Raw genomic sequence first — 13,401 nt, 5'->3', positions numbered from 1 at the left:
TAAAAAACTTAAAAAACAAATACTTATAATTGGAACATTATGAAAACTAAACTAAGCCTAGTGATAGTAGTGCTAGGAGTATTAACTGCAATTCATTTTCTGAACCAAAATCACTTTTCAGAAACTTCAAAAAACTATCAGAAAGCATCCTTCAGCTTTATCAAATGCACTCCCACTACCTATTTACTGGACATAGTCGATTCTACCCAACAAATATCTCCTCTTTTTGAGAATTTAGGAGACTTGAGCTATAGGATAACTACTCAAAACGAAAAAGCACAAACATTCTTCAATCAAGGTTTAAAACTTACGTATGCCTTTAACCATGCTGAAGCCCATAGATCATTTATGGAAGCTTCTCGTTTGGACCCCACTTCGGCAATGACTTTTTGGGGACAAGCTTATGCTTTGGGACCCAATATCAATGACCCATTACCACCGGAAGACCGTAAAATAAAAACAAATGAGGCGATGGCAAAGGCCAAAAGTCTAGCCTCTAATGCTACAGCTAAAGAAAAAGCCTTGATCAATGCCTTAACAGCAAGATATAGTGAAGATTTAACCAAGGGTGTGGCAGAACTCAACATGGCCTATATGAATGCTATGGCCAAAGTATTGAAAGAATTTCCAAAGGATGCAGAAATACAGGTTCTTTATGCTGCTTCTGTCATGAACACTGTTCCTTGGAATTATTGGGATGAAGAAGGAATCCCTTCTCCAAATATTCCCGAAGCCAAAGCCGCTCTTGAAAAAGCCATGGATATAAATCCAAATAATCCAGGGGCGCACCATTATTATATTCATATGGTTGAATTGCCAAAACCAGATTTGGGAGTAGCCAGTGCGGATAAACTGGGAGGGCTCATGCCCGCAGCTGGACATATTGTACATATGCCTTCACATATTTATATTCGGGTAGGACGATATTTAGATGCTGTAAAAGCAAATCAAGCAGCAATTATTGCGGATGAAGATTACATCTCACAATGTTATTCGCAAGGATTGTATCCTTTAGGATACTATCCACACAATATTCATTTTCTATGGTCCGCTGCTAGCCTGCTGGGCGATAGTGATATTGCCATTGATGCAGCCAAAAAAACTGCAGAAAAAGTACCTGTGGGCGAGTTTATAACCATGCCATTTTTACAAGACTTTGCTGCTACCCCAATGCTGGCTTATACAAGATTTGGCAAATGGAACGAAATCCTCACCATCCCGGCTCCCAACAAGGATATTAAACATCTTAATCTAATAAGGCATTATGCCAGGGGAATGGCTTTTGCACGAAAAGGAAATAGCAAAGAGGCCCAAGAAGAATTGGACGCTATTGAAGTATTAAAAAATGACCCTGAATTGGAAAATTTGGTAGCTACAGCACATAACCCCTCTATTAATTCTGCCAACATAGCCTATGAAGTTGTTGCAGGGGAATTGGCTGCGTTGAACGGTGATACTTCCAAAGCTATTAAGCATCTTAAAAATGCCGTTGAATTTGAAGATGGACTTACGTATACCGAGCCTGCAGCATGGCATATTCCAACAAGACAAAATTTAGGGGCTGTTTTAATGGATGCCAAAAAATATGAAGAAGCAGAAAAAGTATATAGAGAAGATTTAGATGTGTTGCGCCAGAATGGTTGGTCATTGATGGGGTTACACAACAGTTTGAAGGCTCAAGGAAAAATACAGGAAGCCAAAGCCATTAAACAAGAGTTTGACGAGGCCTGGAAGCACTCGGATATTGAAATTGAAACATCCATTCTATAAAGAACACCTATTATAATGAAAATGTTCAACAAGCTAAGTAAATCCAAAATACCGATAACTATATCAGCTATCGGTATTTTGGTCATCCTGTTCTTAATATCAAATAGAAATAGGACACTACCGGTTTTCACTCCAAAAGATTTTAATCCTGAGTTGGTTGATATCAGCCTACAGAATACACAAGCTGAACACACCGTAGCCAACTTCAAGTTAATCAACCAAAATGGACAAACGATTACACAATCAGATTATGAGAACAAAATCTATGTAACGGATTTCTTTTTCACCCGTTGTCCCAGCATCTGCCCTATCATGTCCAATAATATGGAAAAACTTCAAGAAATTTTCCTAAATGATGATGATGTGATGTTTCTATCCATGTCCGTAACTCCAGAAATGGATAGCGTTCCCATCTTAAAAAAATACGCTCAAAGAAATGGTGTTATTGATTCTAAATGGAACATTGCCACAGGCAACAAAAAACACATCTACAATTTAGCTCGTAAAAGCTACTTTGCCGTAGTAGACCAGGGAGATGGTGGTTTACAGGATTTTATACACACTCCCAATTTTGTGCTGGTAGACAAGAAAAAACAAATTAGAGGAGTCTATAATGGAACAGATAATGAGGATGTACTGCGTTTAATAGGTGATATCAAACTTCTATCCAAATAGTATTGGGAATTGTTTACTCCTCCAAACAACCTGCCCTACCCCTAGTATCTATCAAATAGATTATTTTCCATTCACCATCAAAATTAATTAGCTGAAATGAATTGATACCGCAATGGCTAAACTTTTCATTCAACCAAAACTCATAACCCACCCAAGCATTTGCCATGGTTCTATCTACTTGAATTGAAAATGAAGTCAGCTTTTCCTCAAAACTTATGCTATCCGGGATGCTGGTAATAGAAGTTATCAGTTTGGAAAATTCTTCAGTTCTAAACATAGTTTTACCTTCTTTATTCCTACCGGTGGTTTGAAGCACCACGTGATCCGCTATAGTACTTTTCATAATCATGGAATCCTGCTTATGAAAACCATCAAAAAAGGTTTCAATCACCTTTTTTACCTCTTGCTTCGAGTCAACTTCAGGTGGATTGGGACCTTGGGCCACGATTTGGACAACGGTTAATAATGATAATACCAATGTGAGTTGTGCTTTCATTTTTTTGAAGTTTTTTGATTGAAGTACAAATTAAACAAATCTGCTTACATTTAGCGATTAAAACAAACCTAATGTCAGTTGCCAAAAAAGAATACAAAAGGGTTACAGTTAAGTCTCTAATAGAAATGAAACAAGATGGTGAGAAAATTTCAATGCTCACCTCTTACGATTATTCCATGGCCAAAATAGTGGACGCTGCCAAGGTTGATGTGATTTTGGTTGGAGATTCTGCCAGCAATGTTATTGCCGGCCATGAAACCACCTTGCCCATTACTTTGGACCAAATGATCTATCATGCAAGTTCTGTGGTTAGGGCTGCCAAAAGAGCACTCATTGTTGTTGATATTCCTTTTGGGAGCTATCAAAGTGATTCCAAAGAGGCTTTACGCTCTGCCATCAGAATTATGAAAGAAAGTGGGGCCCATGCTGTAAAAGTAGAAGGTGGAACACAAATTAAAGATTCTGTCAAACGTATTCTTCAAGCAGGCATACCTGTGATGGGGCATTTAGGGCTTACACCTCAATCAATCTACAAATTTGGCACCTATACCGTGCGAGCCAAGGAGGAGGAAGAGGCTGAAAAGCTGAAAGAAGATGCCAAAATGTTAGAGAAATTGGGATGTTTTGGAATTGTTTTAGAGAAGATTCCTGCAAAACTGGCCAAAGAGGTTGCCGAAAGTGTATCCGTTCCCGTTATTGGCATAGGAGCTGGTAATGGGGTAGATGGGCAAGTATTGGTTGTACATGATCTTTTGGGTATGACCCACGAATTCAATCCACGTTTTCTACGCAGATATATGAACCTGTATGAAGATATGGGCAATGCCATTTCGCAATATGTAGATGACGTAAAAAGTAGAGATTTTCCAAACGAGGAAGAACAATATTGAAATTTGATTCTTGGACATTTGGATTGTTCGATACAAGCGACATTTAGTTTTGAACAATAAACAATTCTACTAATGCACAGATTCAAAGATTTGGAAATATGGAAAATGAGCAGAACACTTTGTTCAGATATTTATAACGCTATCTCCTCCTACCCTGAAACGGAAAAATTTGGTATTGTAAACCAATTAAGAAGGGCTTCCGTTTCAGTGCCATCAAACATTGCAGAAGGTTGTTCAAGAAGTTCCAATAAAGATTTTTCTAGATTTTCGGAAATATCCATTGGTTCAATGTATGAAATTGAAACTCAGTTATTGATTTCTTATGATTTAGGCTTTTTAAAGAAAGATAAATTGGATTTTCTGTTGAAAAATTTATTCTCCATTATTAAAATGACTTCAAAATTTAAATCTTCCCTTAGGTGAAATCCAATCATTCGAAGAATCCAAAAACCCAAAAATCCAGTCCCTCAAATTTAGACGTTCTATACGAGGACAACCACGTGATTGTAGTGAACAAACGCTCTGGGGATATTGTTCAAGGGGATAAAACTGGGGATATTCCGCTTAGTGAAGTTGTAAAACAATACTTGAAAAAAAAACACAATAAGCCTGGAAATGTTTATTTGGGAGTTGTGCACAGATTGGATAGGCCAACTTCCGGTATTGTGGTATTTGCCAAAACCTCCAAAGCGCTTCCGCGTCTCAATAAATTATTCTCCGAAGGAAAAACAAAAAAAGTCTATTGGGCGGTGGTGAACAAGGCTCCTGAACATGATAGCGGAATTTTGACCCACTGGCTGGTTCGCAATCCTAAACAAAATAAATCTTACGCCCATAAAAATGAAGTTCCCAATAGTAAAAAAGCCATTTTGGAATATAGAGTACGTAAAAAGTTAGATCGTTATTTTCTTTTGGAGATTGATCTAAAAACTGGGAGACACCATCAAATCAGGGCTCAATTAGCCGCTATGAGCGCTTATATAAAGGGAGATCTTAAATATGGAGCGGATAGAAGCAATAAAGATGGAGGAATACATTTGTTGGCTAGAAGTTTGGAGTTTGAACATCCCGTAAAAAAGGAAAAAATCAGATTTGAGGTGTCACCTCCAAATGATCCTGTTTGGAATGCTTGTATTTAACGGGTAACGGCCAAGGCTTTTTCCCTAATGATTTGAGCAACAGGTTTATTCTGCAAATGACTTTCCAACCAAGAAAGAATATCCAAATACAAAAATGCCCTCTTTTCATAGGGGTGGTTTTCATATTTTTTCAGTTCGTTGTACAGCTTTTGAAATTCATTTTTTAAATCGCTGGGGTAAATATCTCCAAGATTCCTTAAAAATTTAATCATCTCCTTCTGAACAGCATGTAAGTCGTTCATTTTCAACAAGAATTTATACGTACTTTTAAGTTGTACTTCTAGATGATAGTCCATTCCAGCTTCATAATGCGCAACCAAACTCAACACTCGAGCAAAGCACATCAGGTCCTCTCGCATCTTAAGATTCTTATTGGAAATAATTTTCTTTAGATAAACAATACAATTCTTGTTGTCCCCATTTCCAAAATACAAACAAGCAATCTTATAGTAGAGGAGCATTACATGATGCTCGTCTATTCTATCCTTATGTTTTTTAATACCGTATTCAATAATATTGACAAGATATAGTCCTTTATCAAAGGTTCCCTCCAAAAAATTAAGGTTCAGTTTATTAGAGTTGATATATAAAAATGCCAATGAAGTAATATTGTCATTTTGTGGGAATTTGGGGTTACTAACCTGATTCTCCAATTTCTCCAATATACCTCTGAATTGCGAACCGTACTTAACAAAAAAGAGTGATTCCAAAAGGTAGTGGTTCCCCTTTAAAAAGAAGACCGGATTCAAAGAGATCATTTCCTCATTGTCGTAAAAAAGATCTACCCATTTGCTGGCGTATTTATAGGAAGATAAAAAATCCTGAGTCAGTAAACTATACCACAAATGTGCTTTGTACAGCCATAATTTCTCTCTAAAACCTAAATCTTCCAACCTGTAGTCAGGCAAATGTTTTTCAAAATAGTTTTGCACATTTCGTAAATCCTCATCATTACGCACATAACCCACCTTTAACATCATTCCATAAAGCTGTAAAGACAGATTAGAGAGTTTACTGGTCATCACATTATGTTCCGACAATTCTTTTGCTTGACGGGCCAATTCATCTGCCCTATCCGGAATGCTGCGTGTAATATATTGTGTCTCAATTATTTTCTCAAGTTCCACAATTTCATAGGCCACGTTCTTCTCTTCGTTTTCAATAGCAAAGTTTTTAGCCTTGTCCAAAATCTTTAGGCTTTGCTTGTACAATCCCTTTTGATATAGAATTGTGGCAAAATCCAATTGCTCCCTTATTTGAACACGAATGTTTTGGTTAACTGGATTTAACCGAAGGCTTACTAGTATCTGTTTATATAAATGAGCTTTAAGATTTGAGAGTTGGGACTTTTTTACGATTCCACTATCCAAAATCTGCCTTTCATCATACACTCGCATCTTGTCCAAAAGATTAAAAAGTGCCAAGAATTTAGCATCGGTATTCACCCCAAGACGTCCAACATACAATTTAAATTGGCGTTTTTCTGATTTGGAAAGAGATTTTATCAATACGAACAAGGTATCCTTATGGGCATTTGTCATCGTAAAAAATATAAATTAACTATTTGTATTTCAGAATATTACCCAATACGAAATACTATTTAACGTTGTAATGATTTTTATCATATTCTTATTCATGTCAACTCCTACTCTATCTTCGTATAGCTTAGACAAAACTGACTATAATAATGGGTAAAGATAAGGTACAAATTTTTGACACGACACTTAGGGACGGAGAGCAGGTTCCTGGTTGTAAGTTGGACACAAAGCAAAAATTGGTCATTGCCGAACGATTGGATGATCTTGGGGTTGATGTTATCGAAGCCGGCTTTCCCATCTCTAGCCCTGGGGACTTCAACTCCGTCCATGAAATTGCCAAATTGGTAAAAAATGCCACTGTGTGCGGTCTTACAAGAGCAGTTAAAAAAGATATAGAAGTTGCGGCCGAAGCTATAAAAATTGCCAAAACACCAAGAATACATACCGGAATTGGAACTTCAGATTCCCATATAAAACACAAGTTCAACACCACTCGCGAAAAAATTATTGAGCGTGCAGTTGATGCTGTTGCATACGCCAAAACATTTGTAGAGGATGTGGAATTTTATGCAGAAGATGCCGGACGAACTGATAATGATTTTTTGGCCCAAGTCTGTGAAGCGGTCATTAAAGCTGGCGCTACCGTTCTGAATATTCCAGATACTACTGGATACTGTTTGCCAGAAGAATATGGTGCAAAAATGAAGTATCTGAAAGAAAATGTAACTGGTATAGATAAAGCCATTCTTTCCTGTCATTGTCATAATGATTTGGGATTAGCCACTGCCAATTCAATTGCAGGTGTGGTAAATGGAGCCAGACAAATTGAATGCACTATCAATGGTATTGGTGAGCGTGCCGGAAATACTTCTTTAGAGGAAGTTGTAATGATTTTGAGACAACATCCATATTTAAACTTAGACACAGATATTAACAGTAGGCTTTTGTTAGATACCAGTCAAATGGTTTCCCAAAAAATGGGAATGCCCGTGCAGCCCAACAAGGCTATTGTGGGCTCTAACGCTTTTGCCCATAGTTCTGGAATTCATCAAGATGGGGTTATCAAACAGCGTGAAACTTATGAAATTATTGATCCCAAAGACGTTGGCGTCAGTGAATCTTCTATTGTATTAACAGCTAGAAGTGGTCGTGCAGCTTTGGCATATCGTGCGAAAAATGTGGGGTACGAACTCACCAAGCTTCAGCTAGATGTGGTCTATGAAAACTTTTTAAAGTTTGCTGATCGTAAAAAGGAGATTATGGATGATGATATCCATCAAATCATAGAGACCAGTAATGTTTCTATTGAAAGTTTAGCATAATTAGTGCTGGTTCCCCTATAAACTTTAATATGTCCATTGCATGAACCTCAATATAGCTTTACTTCCAGGAGATGGTGTTGGACCAGAAGTGTTGGCTCAGGCAGTAAAATGTCTTCAAGCGGTTGAAGAAACCTTTAACCACAATTTTATTTACAGAGAGGCACTAGTGGGAGCTATTGCAATAGATAAAAAAGGAAGTCCATTACCGGATAAAACACTTCAGCTATGTAAAGACGCTGATGCCGTATTGTTTGGAGCTATAGGTGACCCTAAATATGATATTGATCCTAATGCCAAGGTTAGACCAGAGCAAGGTTTGTTGAAATTGCGCAAGGAACTTGGTTTGTTCACTAATATAAGACCCGTTAAAGTCTTTCCAACCCTTATAGAAAATTCCCCCTTAAAAAAGGAAATAATTTCAGGAACAGATTTCACTATTTATCGTGAATTGACCGGAGGGATATACTTTGGTGAGAAAAAACTAAATGAAAAGGGAACGGTAGCATCTGACCTTTGCGAATACTCAGAAAAAGAGATTTCGCGAATAGCGCATTTAGCTTTTAAAGCAGCCAAAAACAGAAGAAACAAACTTACTCTGGTTGACAAGGCCAATGTTTTGGAATCATCCAGGCTTTGGAGAAAAGTGGTTACCAAAATTGGAGAAAGCTATCCGGAGGTAAACTTGGAATACCTATTTGTGGATAATGCTGCTATGCAAATTATTCTCAACCCAAGTCAATTTGATGTGATTCTCACAGAAAACATGTTTGGTGATATCATTTCTGATGAAGGGAGTGTTATTGGAGGTTCAATTGGGCTATTGGCTTCAGCATCTGTTGGTGATGACAATGCCATGTTTGAACCCATTCACGGCTCCTATTCCCAAGCCAAAGGAAAAGATATTGCAAACCCAATTGCTTCTATTCTATCAGCGGCAATGCTTTTGGAACATTTTGGTTTGTTTGAAGAAGCCATGGCAGTGCGTGAAGCGGTAGATAAATCTCTTGAAAAAGGTATTATGACTCCAGATTTGGATGCCAAAAGCCAATACGGAACCAATCAAGTTGGAGATTTTATCGCAGATAATATTGTAGACAGCGATGATGATTTCAATATTAATGATGAAAACATAGATTTAGGAAAATCTACCATTATTTAGCCTCAGTTTCTTCCTTACTAAGCTGGTCTATAGTTTCATTGAACTCTTTTACAAACTCTTCGTATTTTTTGCCAGTGGCAGGACCATTAAACCCAGTATGAATCTTTTGTACTTCTCCCTTTTTATCAATATAAATTGTGGTGGGGTAAGACAATACATGGTTTAGCATAGGAAGCTTTTCATTTGCTTTTTGTTTGTTGGAGGTTCCATACTGAGCTAATAAAACAGGGTATTCCACCCCCACTCTTTTCTTTAACCTTGCAATACCTTCCAAAGCCTTTTCCTGTGTTTTGGCATATTCAAAAGCCAAAGCCACAAATTCAATATCCAAATCAGGGTTTTTCTTTAAGAAGTCCACATAAAACTTGGTCTCATCCAAACAATTGGGACACCAAGTCCCCATGATCTGCACCAAAACTACTTTGTCCTTAAAACGCGCATCAGACAAACTCATAGTATTTCCAGTTATGTCAGGAAAGGAAAAATCGAAGTGGTCATATCCTTCATTTAAATATGTCAATGTATTGGCATCAGGGAGTTCAAAGGCATCATTGCGTTTGGCAGTAAATTTTTCAATAGAGTGATTTCCAGAATAGAAGTATCCTTGAAATGTACTGTCAGTTACTTGGGCCTTGAACATAAAAACATGGGTGCCATCAAAAGTTGAAAGTTTAAGTGTATCCGCGTCAACCACACCATCCAAATACCTATAGTCACCTGTTTTTGTCCTAAACGTGCCTTTAACAATATCCCCATTCTGCACAAATATTCCTTTTGCCGGGTATTCATCTTCTGTGTCCACATCAAAATAAGTTTCCCAAACCCCAGAAATATTGGTTTTTGAAGGAGCTTTTGTTTCAAACCTATCTCTTTTACCATAAACAGCGTAAAAAGGCACAATGCGGTCAAGACTTTCTTTGACAAAGTCTCCTTTGATTTCATTTTCGGTAAATGTACCTGTTATATAGCCTTCAAAAATTGGCATTTTTATTCGGATGGAATCATTGTTAATCTCAATTTCATCCACGATTATTACCTCATCCGAATTATACATTTCCATGATGTACCCGATGTCAGCAGCTTTAGATAATTTAAAATTAAAAGGGAGTATCTCACTTGAAGAAACGTCCATCTTTGCCCACCAATCACCAACAATCAGTTCTTCCTTTTTTTCATTGCAAGAAGAAAACAATATCAAAACGGTCAAATACAAACACAAAATTCTTCTCATAAATTGAAAGATTTATCCTAAAAATAGAAAATACAAGCCAAAACTAACCATAAGTCGTTTACATAGCTGATTATTTACGTTGAATCTGTTGCCCTATTGTTTTATATTTGTCCACTTTAAAATTGGGGTATGAAGATTTCTTACAACTGGTTAAAGCAATTTTTGCAAATTGACTGGAATGCGCAAAAAACTGGAGAACTGCTCACAGACTTAGGTCTTGAGGTTGAGGGTATCTCAAGCTTTGAATCGGTTAAAGGAGGATTGCAAGGTGTAGTTGTAGGACACGTGCTTACCTGTGACAAACACCCAAATGCGGATAGACTCAAACTAACTACTGTTGATGTTGGGGAGGAAATTCCTTTACAAATTGTTTGTGGAGCTCCTAATGTTGAAGCAGGGCAGAAAGTTCCCGTAGCAACCATAGGTACAACATTGTATGCAAAGGATGGAGAGGCTTGGCAAATAAAAAAAGGTAAAATTAGAGGAGAGGTAAGTCAAGGTATGATCTGTGCTGAAGATGAACTTGGCCTAGGAAAAGGTCATGATGGCATTATGGTACTAAGTGAAACTTTGGAACCTGGCACCCCATGCTCAAAAGTCTTTGAAATAGAAAATGATGAGGTCTTTGAAATTGGACTCACCCCCAACCGTGCGGATGCCATGAGCCATTTTGGTGTTGCGCGTGATTTAAAAGCTGGTTTGGAACAAAAAGAAATTCAAAAAGAATTGGTAACTCCCTCAACCAGTAATTTTTCCATTGACAATCGCTCCTCGAAGATTGATGTTGAGGTTGAAGATAGCCAATTAGCACCAAGATACTGCGGTGTAACCATTAGCAATCTGATTGTTCAAGAGTCGCCTGATTGGCTCAAAAATAGATTGAAGGCCATAGGTCTTTCCCCAATCAACAACATAGTGGATATCACAAATTATGTGCTACACGAGTTAGGTCAACCGCTACATGCTTTTGACGCGGCCAAAATAAAAGGTGGAAAAATTGAGGTAAAAACATTACCAACTGGTACAAAGTTCAAAACACTGGATGATGTTGATCGCGAGCTTCACGAAGATGATCTTATGATTTGTGACACTGAAAAACCAATGTGTATTGCTGGGGTTTTTGGAGGAATTTACTCGGGAGTCTCAGAACATACTACATCCATATTTTTAGAAAGTGCATATTTTGATGCTGTTTCTGTCCGAAAGACCGCAAAACGGCATGGTCTAAACACCGATGCATCTTTTAGATTTGAAAGGGGTGTAGATATTAACATGACCGAATATGCTTTAAAAAGAGCAGCTTTGTTGATACGGGAAATTGCAGGAGGTGACATTAGCTCAGAAATTGTTGATTTATACCCTAAAAAAGCCGAGGAGCGTCAGGTATTCCTAACTTTTGACAAAATCAATTCTTTAATTGGTCAGGAAATTCCAAGAGATTCCATAAAATCTATTTTGGCATCCTTAGAAATCAAGGTGAACAATGTCACCGAATCCGGACTTGGATTGACCATACCAAACTACAGGGTCGATGTTGAGCGTGAAGTGGATGTTATTGAAGAAATCTTAAGAGTTTTTGGTTATAACAATATTGATTACAAGGATAAACTTACCGCTTCAATAGCAGAATCGTCCAGATTTGAGAACCACAGAGTGCAAGATGTTGTTGGAAATATGTTGGCAGCACAAGGGTATTATGAAATCATGACCAACAGTCTGGTTGCCCAAGAAACTCAAAAAATCTTAAAAGACGAAGACCACATGGTCAATATGTTGAATCCTTTAAGTTCTGATTTATCGGTGATGAGGACCTCCATGTTGTTTTCAGGATTACAGACCATAAGTTATAATATTAACCGCCAGAAGACAGATTTAAAGCTTTTTGAATATGGTAAAACTTATCATAAGAAAGGGGGGGGAAACCAAGAAAAGCAACACTTGTCCATGTTTATTTCGGGGAATCGAACAGCAAACAGCTGGGTAATGCCTTCACAAAAAACCGATTTCTTCTTTTTAAAGGGTAGTGTTGAGAACATTTTTGATCGCATTGGTCTTAAAGATGTTACTGTTGAACCCTATACAGACATCACCTTTTCTGAAGGGTTGCGTTGTACTAAAAATGGTGAGCAATTGGGTGTCTATGGCCTAGTCAATAAAACAATACTAAAACAGTTTGATGTTAAACAAGATGTTTTTTATGCTGACTTTGATTGGGATGTCATCTTAAAATACATAAACACACAAAACACAGTATTTACCGAAATTCCTAAATTCCCGGAGGTTAACCGTGATTTTGCCTTGTTATTGGATGAAGGGGTTACATTCCAGCAAGTGTATGACCTTGCCTGGAGCACGGAAAAAAATCTACTTAAAAAGGTAAACCTTTTTGATGTTTATACAGGGAAGAACCTACCTGAAGGAAAAAAATCCTATGCAGTAAGTTTTACATTGTTGGATGAAAAGAAAACCTTGACAGATAAACAAATCGATAAGATTATGGCGAAATTGTTGGCCAGATATCAAAAAGAATTGGGAGCAGAATTGCGCTAATTACATTTTAGTAGGTAGAATCACACTATCAATTTCATGCATAATTCCATTCTTCTGATTTACATCTGCGGTGGTGATTCTTGCAGTATTCCCTATAGGGTCGGTCAGGATAATATCATAACCCTCCATATGGGCCACTAATTTTTTTCCTTGAATGGTAGTAAAACTAGCTTTTCCGCTACCCTTACACATGGCACGTAATATTTTTGAAGCTGTTAAACGACCTGGAACTATATGGTAAGTAACCAAAGATTTTAAATCACTCTTGTCCGTGGCATTGATCAATTTTTCCATTTTGGCATTGGAAAACCTTTCAAATGCAGCGTTGGAAGGAGCAAATACGGTATAAGGCCCTGAATTATCCAAAACATCTTGCATTTCAGTAGCCTTTACTGCGGCAAAAAGCGTAGTATATCGGTTGGATTGAATGGTGTTTTGTGATGTAGATGAATTTGAGTTCTGGGCTGAAACGAAAAATGTACACACTAAACATAGGCAAAGTAGGACTTTCTTGAATGGGGCTTTCATAGTGTTCTAATCTTTGGGACTAACTCAATTCGTAAATCTTAAATAGTGTGTTTAAACGACAAAGTGTCAAAATCTTCGATAAGATACATCTTTTTAAGAGAAT

The 13,401-nt window shown here is 37.5% G+C and carries 12 protein-coding genes; 8 read left to right on the top strand and 4 right to left on the bottom strand.

From position 1 onward, the window contains the following. The first annotated feature begins 39 nt into the window (after window positions 1-39). Both CRO15_RS12535 and CRO15_RS12530 read left to right on the top strand, forming a co-directional pair. Window positions 40-1,770, top strand: coding sequence for a hypothetical protein (locus CRO15_RS12535; RefSeq protein WP_097046154.1), 1,731 nt, complete (start codon window positions 40-42; stop codon window positions 1,768-1,770). A gap of 21 nt (window positions 1,771-1,791) precedes the next feature. Next, the gene (locus CRO15_RS12530) at window positions 1,792-2,445 is read left to right on the top strand and encodes an SCO family protein (RefSeq protein ID WP_417935211.1); all 654 of its coding nucleotides are present in this window, start codon (window positions 1,792-1,794) and stop codon (window positions 2,443-2,445) included. A gap of 13 nt (window positions 2,446-2,458) precedes the next feature. Here the strand turns inward: CRO15_RS12530 and CRO15_RS12525 are convergent, their stop codons facing one another. After that, window positions 2,459-2,941 carry a nuclear transport factor 2 family protein gene (locus tag CRO15_RS12525; protein WP_097046152.1) on the bottom strand — a complete coding sequence of 161 codons (483 nt, stop codon included), beginning with the start codon at window positions 2,939-2,941 and terminating at the stop codon, window positions 2,459-2,461. 71 nt (window positions 2,942-3,012) lie between these two features. On the opposite strand from CRO15_RS12525, the gene panB reads away from it, so the two are divergent. From panB to CRO15_RS12510, 3 genes are all read left to right on the top strand, one after another. Next, a complete protein-coding gene (gene panB / locus CRO15_RS12520) occupies window positions 3,013-3,831 on the top strand; it encodes a 3-methyl-2-oxobutanoate hydroxymethyltransferase (RefSeq protein WP_097046151.1) in 819 nt (272 codons plus the stop codon). A gap of 72 nt (window positions 3,832-3,903) precedes the next feature. Further along, entirely contained in the window at window positions 3,904-4,254 is a 351-nt protein-coding gene (locus CRO15_RS12515; protein WP_097046150.1) for a four helix bundle protein, read from the top strand. Further along, a complete protein-coding gene (locus CRO15_RS12510) occupies window positions 4,251-4,970 on the top strand; it encodes an RluA family pseudouridine synthase (RefSeq protein ID WP_097046149.1) in 720 nt (239 codons plus the stop codon). The genes CRO15_RS12515 and CRO15_RS12510 overlap by 4 nt, the downstream gene beginning before the upstream one ends. On the opposite strand, the gene CRO15_RS12505 is transcribed toward CRO15_RS12510, so the two are convergent. Further along, entirely contained in the window at window positions 4,967-6,511 is a 1,545-nt protein-coding gene (locus tag CRO15_RS12505) for a hypothetical protein (RefSeq protein ID WP_097046148.1), read from the bottom strand. The genes CRO15_RS12510 and CRO15_RS12505 overlap by 4 nt on opposite strands. Window positions 6,512-6,657: 146 nt before the next feature. Between CRO15_RS12505 and CRO15_RS12500 the strand changes: the two genes are divergently transcribed. After that, window positions 6,658-7,830, top strand: a complete 1,173-nt coding sequence (locus CRO15_RS12500) for a 2-isopropylmalate synthase (protein WP_097046147.1) — start codon at window positions 6,658-6,660, stop codon at window positions 7,828-7,830. Window positions 7,831-7,870: 40 nt separating this feature from the next. Beyond that, entirely contained in the window at window positions 7,871-8,989 is a 1,119-nt protein-coding gene (gene leuB / locus CRO15_RS12495) for a 3-isopropylmalate dehydrogenase (RefSeq protein ID WP_097046146.1), read from the top strand. On the opposite strand, the gene CRO15_RS12490 is transcribed toward leuB, so the two are convergent. Then, window positions 8,982-10,220 carry a peroxiredoxin family protein gene (locus tag CRO15_RS12490; protein WP_097046145.1) on the bottom strand — a complete coding sequence of 413 codons (1,239 nt, stop codon included), beginning with the start codon at window positions 10,218-10,220 and terminating at the stop codon, window positions 8,982-8,984. The genes leuB and CRO15_RS12490 overlap by 8 nt on opposite strands. A 129-nt stretch (window positions 10,221-10,349) precedes the next feature. On the opposite strand from CRO15_RS12490, the gene pheT reads away from it, so the two are divergent. Further along, window positions 10,350-12,770, top strand: a complete 2,421-nt coding sequence (gene pheT, locus CRO15_RS12485; protein ID WP_097046144.1) for a phenylalanine--tRNA ligase subunit beta — start codon at window positions 10,350-10,352, stop codon at window positions 12,768-12,770. Here pheT and CRO15_RS12480 read toward each other — a convergent pair whose 3' ends face one another. Then, window positions 12,771-13,298 carry a fasciclin domain-containing protein gene (locus CRO15_RS12480; RefSeq protein ID WP_097046143.1) on the bottom strand — a complete coding sequence of 176 codons (528 nt, stop codon included), beginning with the start codon at window positions 13,296-13,298 and terminating at the stop codon, window positions 12,771-12,773. Between the last annotated feature and the right edge of the window lie 103 nt (window positions 13,299-13,401).

The sequence above is a fragment of the Flagellimonas pacifica genome, assembly GCF_900215465.1.
Classification (GTDB): domain Bacteria; phylum Bacteroidota; class Bacteroidia; order Flavobacteriales; family Flavobacteriaceae; genus Flagellimonas; species Flagellimonas pacifica.
Note: the sequence above shows the minus strand (reverse complement) of the source record. Positions and strands in the feature narration are given on the sequence as shown.

Bases quoted from the DNA above. Each gene is read 5' to 3' on its own strand.
- CRO15_RS12535 (WP_097046154.1), top strand. From the start codon at position 40: ATGAAAACTAAACTAAGCCTAGTGATAGTAGTGCTAGGAGTATTAACT.
- CRO15_RS12530 (WP_417935211.1), top strand. From the start codon at position 1,792: ATGTTCAACAAGCTAAGTAAATCCAAAATACCGATAACTATATCAGCT.
- CRO15_RS12525 (WP_097046152.1), bottom strand. From the start codon at position 2,941: ATGAAAGCACAACTCACATTGGTATTATCATTATTAACCGTTGTCCAA.
- panB (WP_097046151.1), top strand. From the start codon at position 3,013: ATGTCAGTTGCCAAAAAAGAATACAAAAGGGTTACAGTTAAGTCTCTA.
- CRO15_RS12515 (WP_097046150.1), top strand. From the start codon at position 3,904: ATGCACAGATTCAAAGATTTGGAAATATGGAAAATGAGCAGAACACTT.
- CRO15_RS12505 (WP_097046148.1), bottom strand. From the start codon at position 6,511: ATGACAAATGCCCATAAGGATACCTTGTTCGTATTGATAAAATCTCTT.
- CRO15_RS12500 (WP_097046147.1), top strand. From the start codon at position 6,658: ATGGGTAAAGATAAGGTACAAATTTTTGACACGACACTTAGGGACGGA.
- leuB (WP_097046146.1), top strand. From the start codon at position 7,871: ATGAACCTCAATATAGCTTTACTTCCAGGAGATGGTGTTGGACCAGAA.
- CRO15_RS12490 (WP_097046145.1), bottom strand. From the start codon at position 10,220: ATGAGAAGAATTTTGTGTTTGTATTTGACCGTTTTGATATTGTTTTCT.
- pheT (WP_097046144.1), top strand. From the start codon at position 10,350: ATGAAGATTTCTTACAACTGGTTAAAGCAATTTTTGCAAATTGACTGG.
- CRO15_RS12480 (WP_097046143.1), bottom strand. From the start codon at position 13,298: ATGAAAGCCCCATTCAAGAAAGTCCTACTTTGCCTATGTTTAGTGTGT.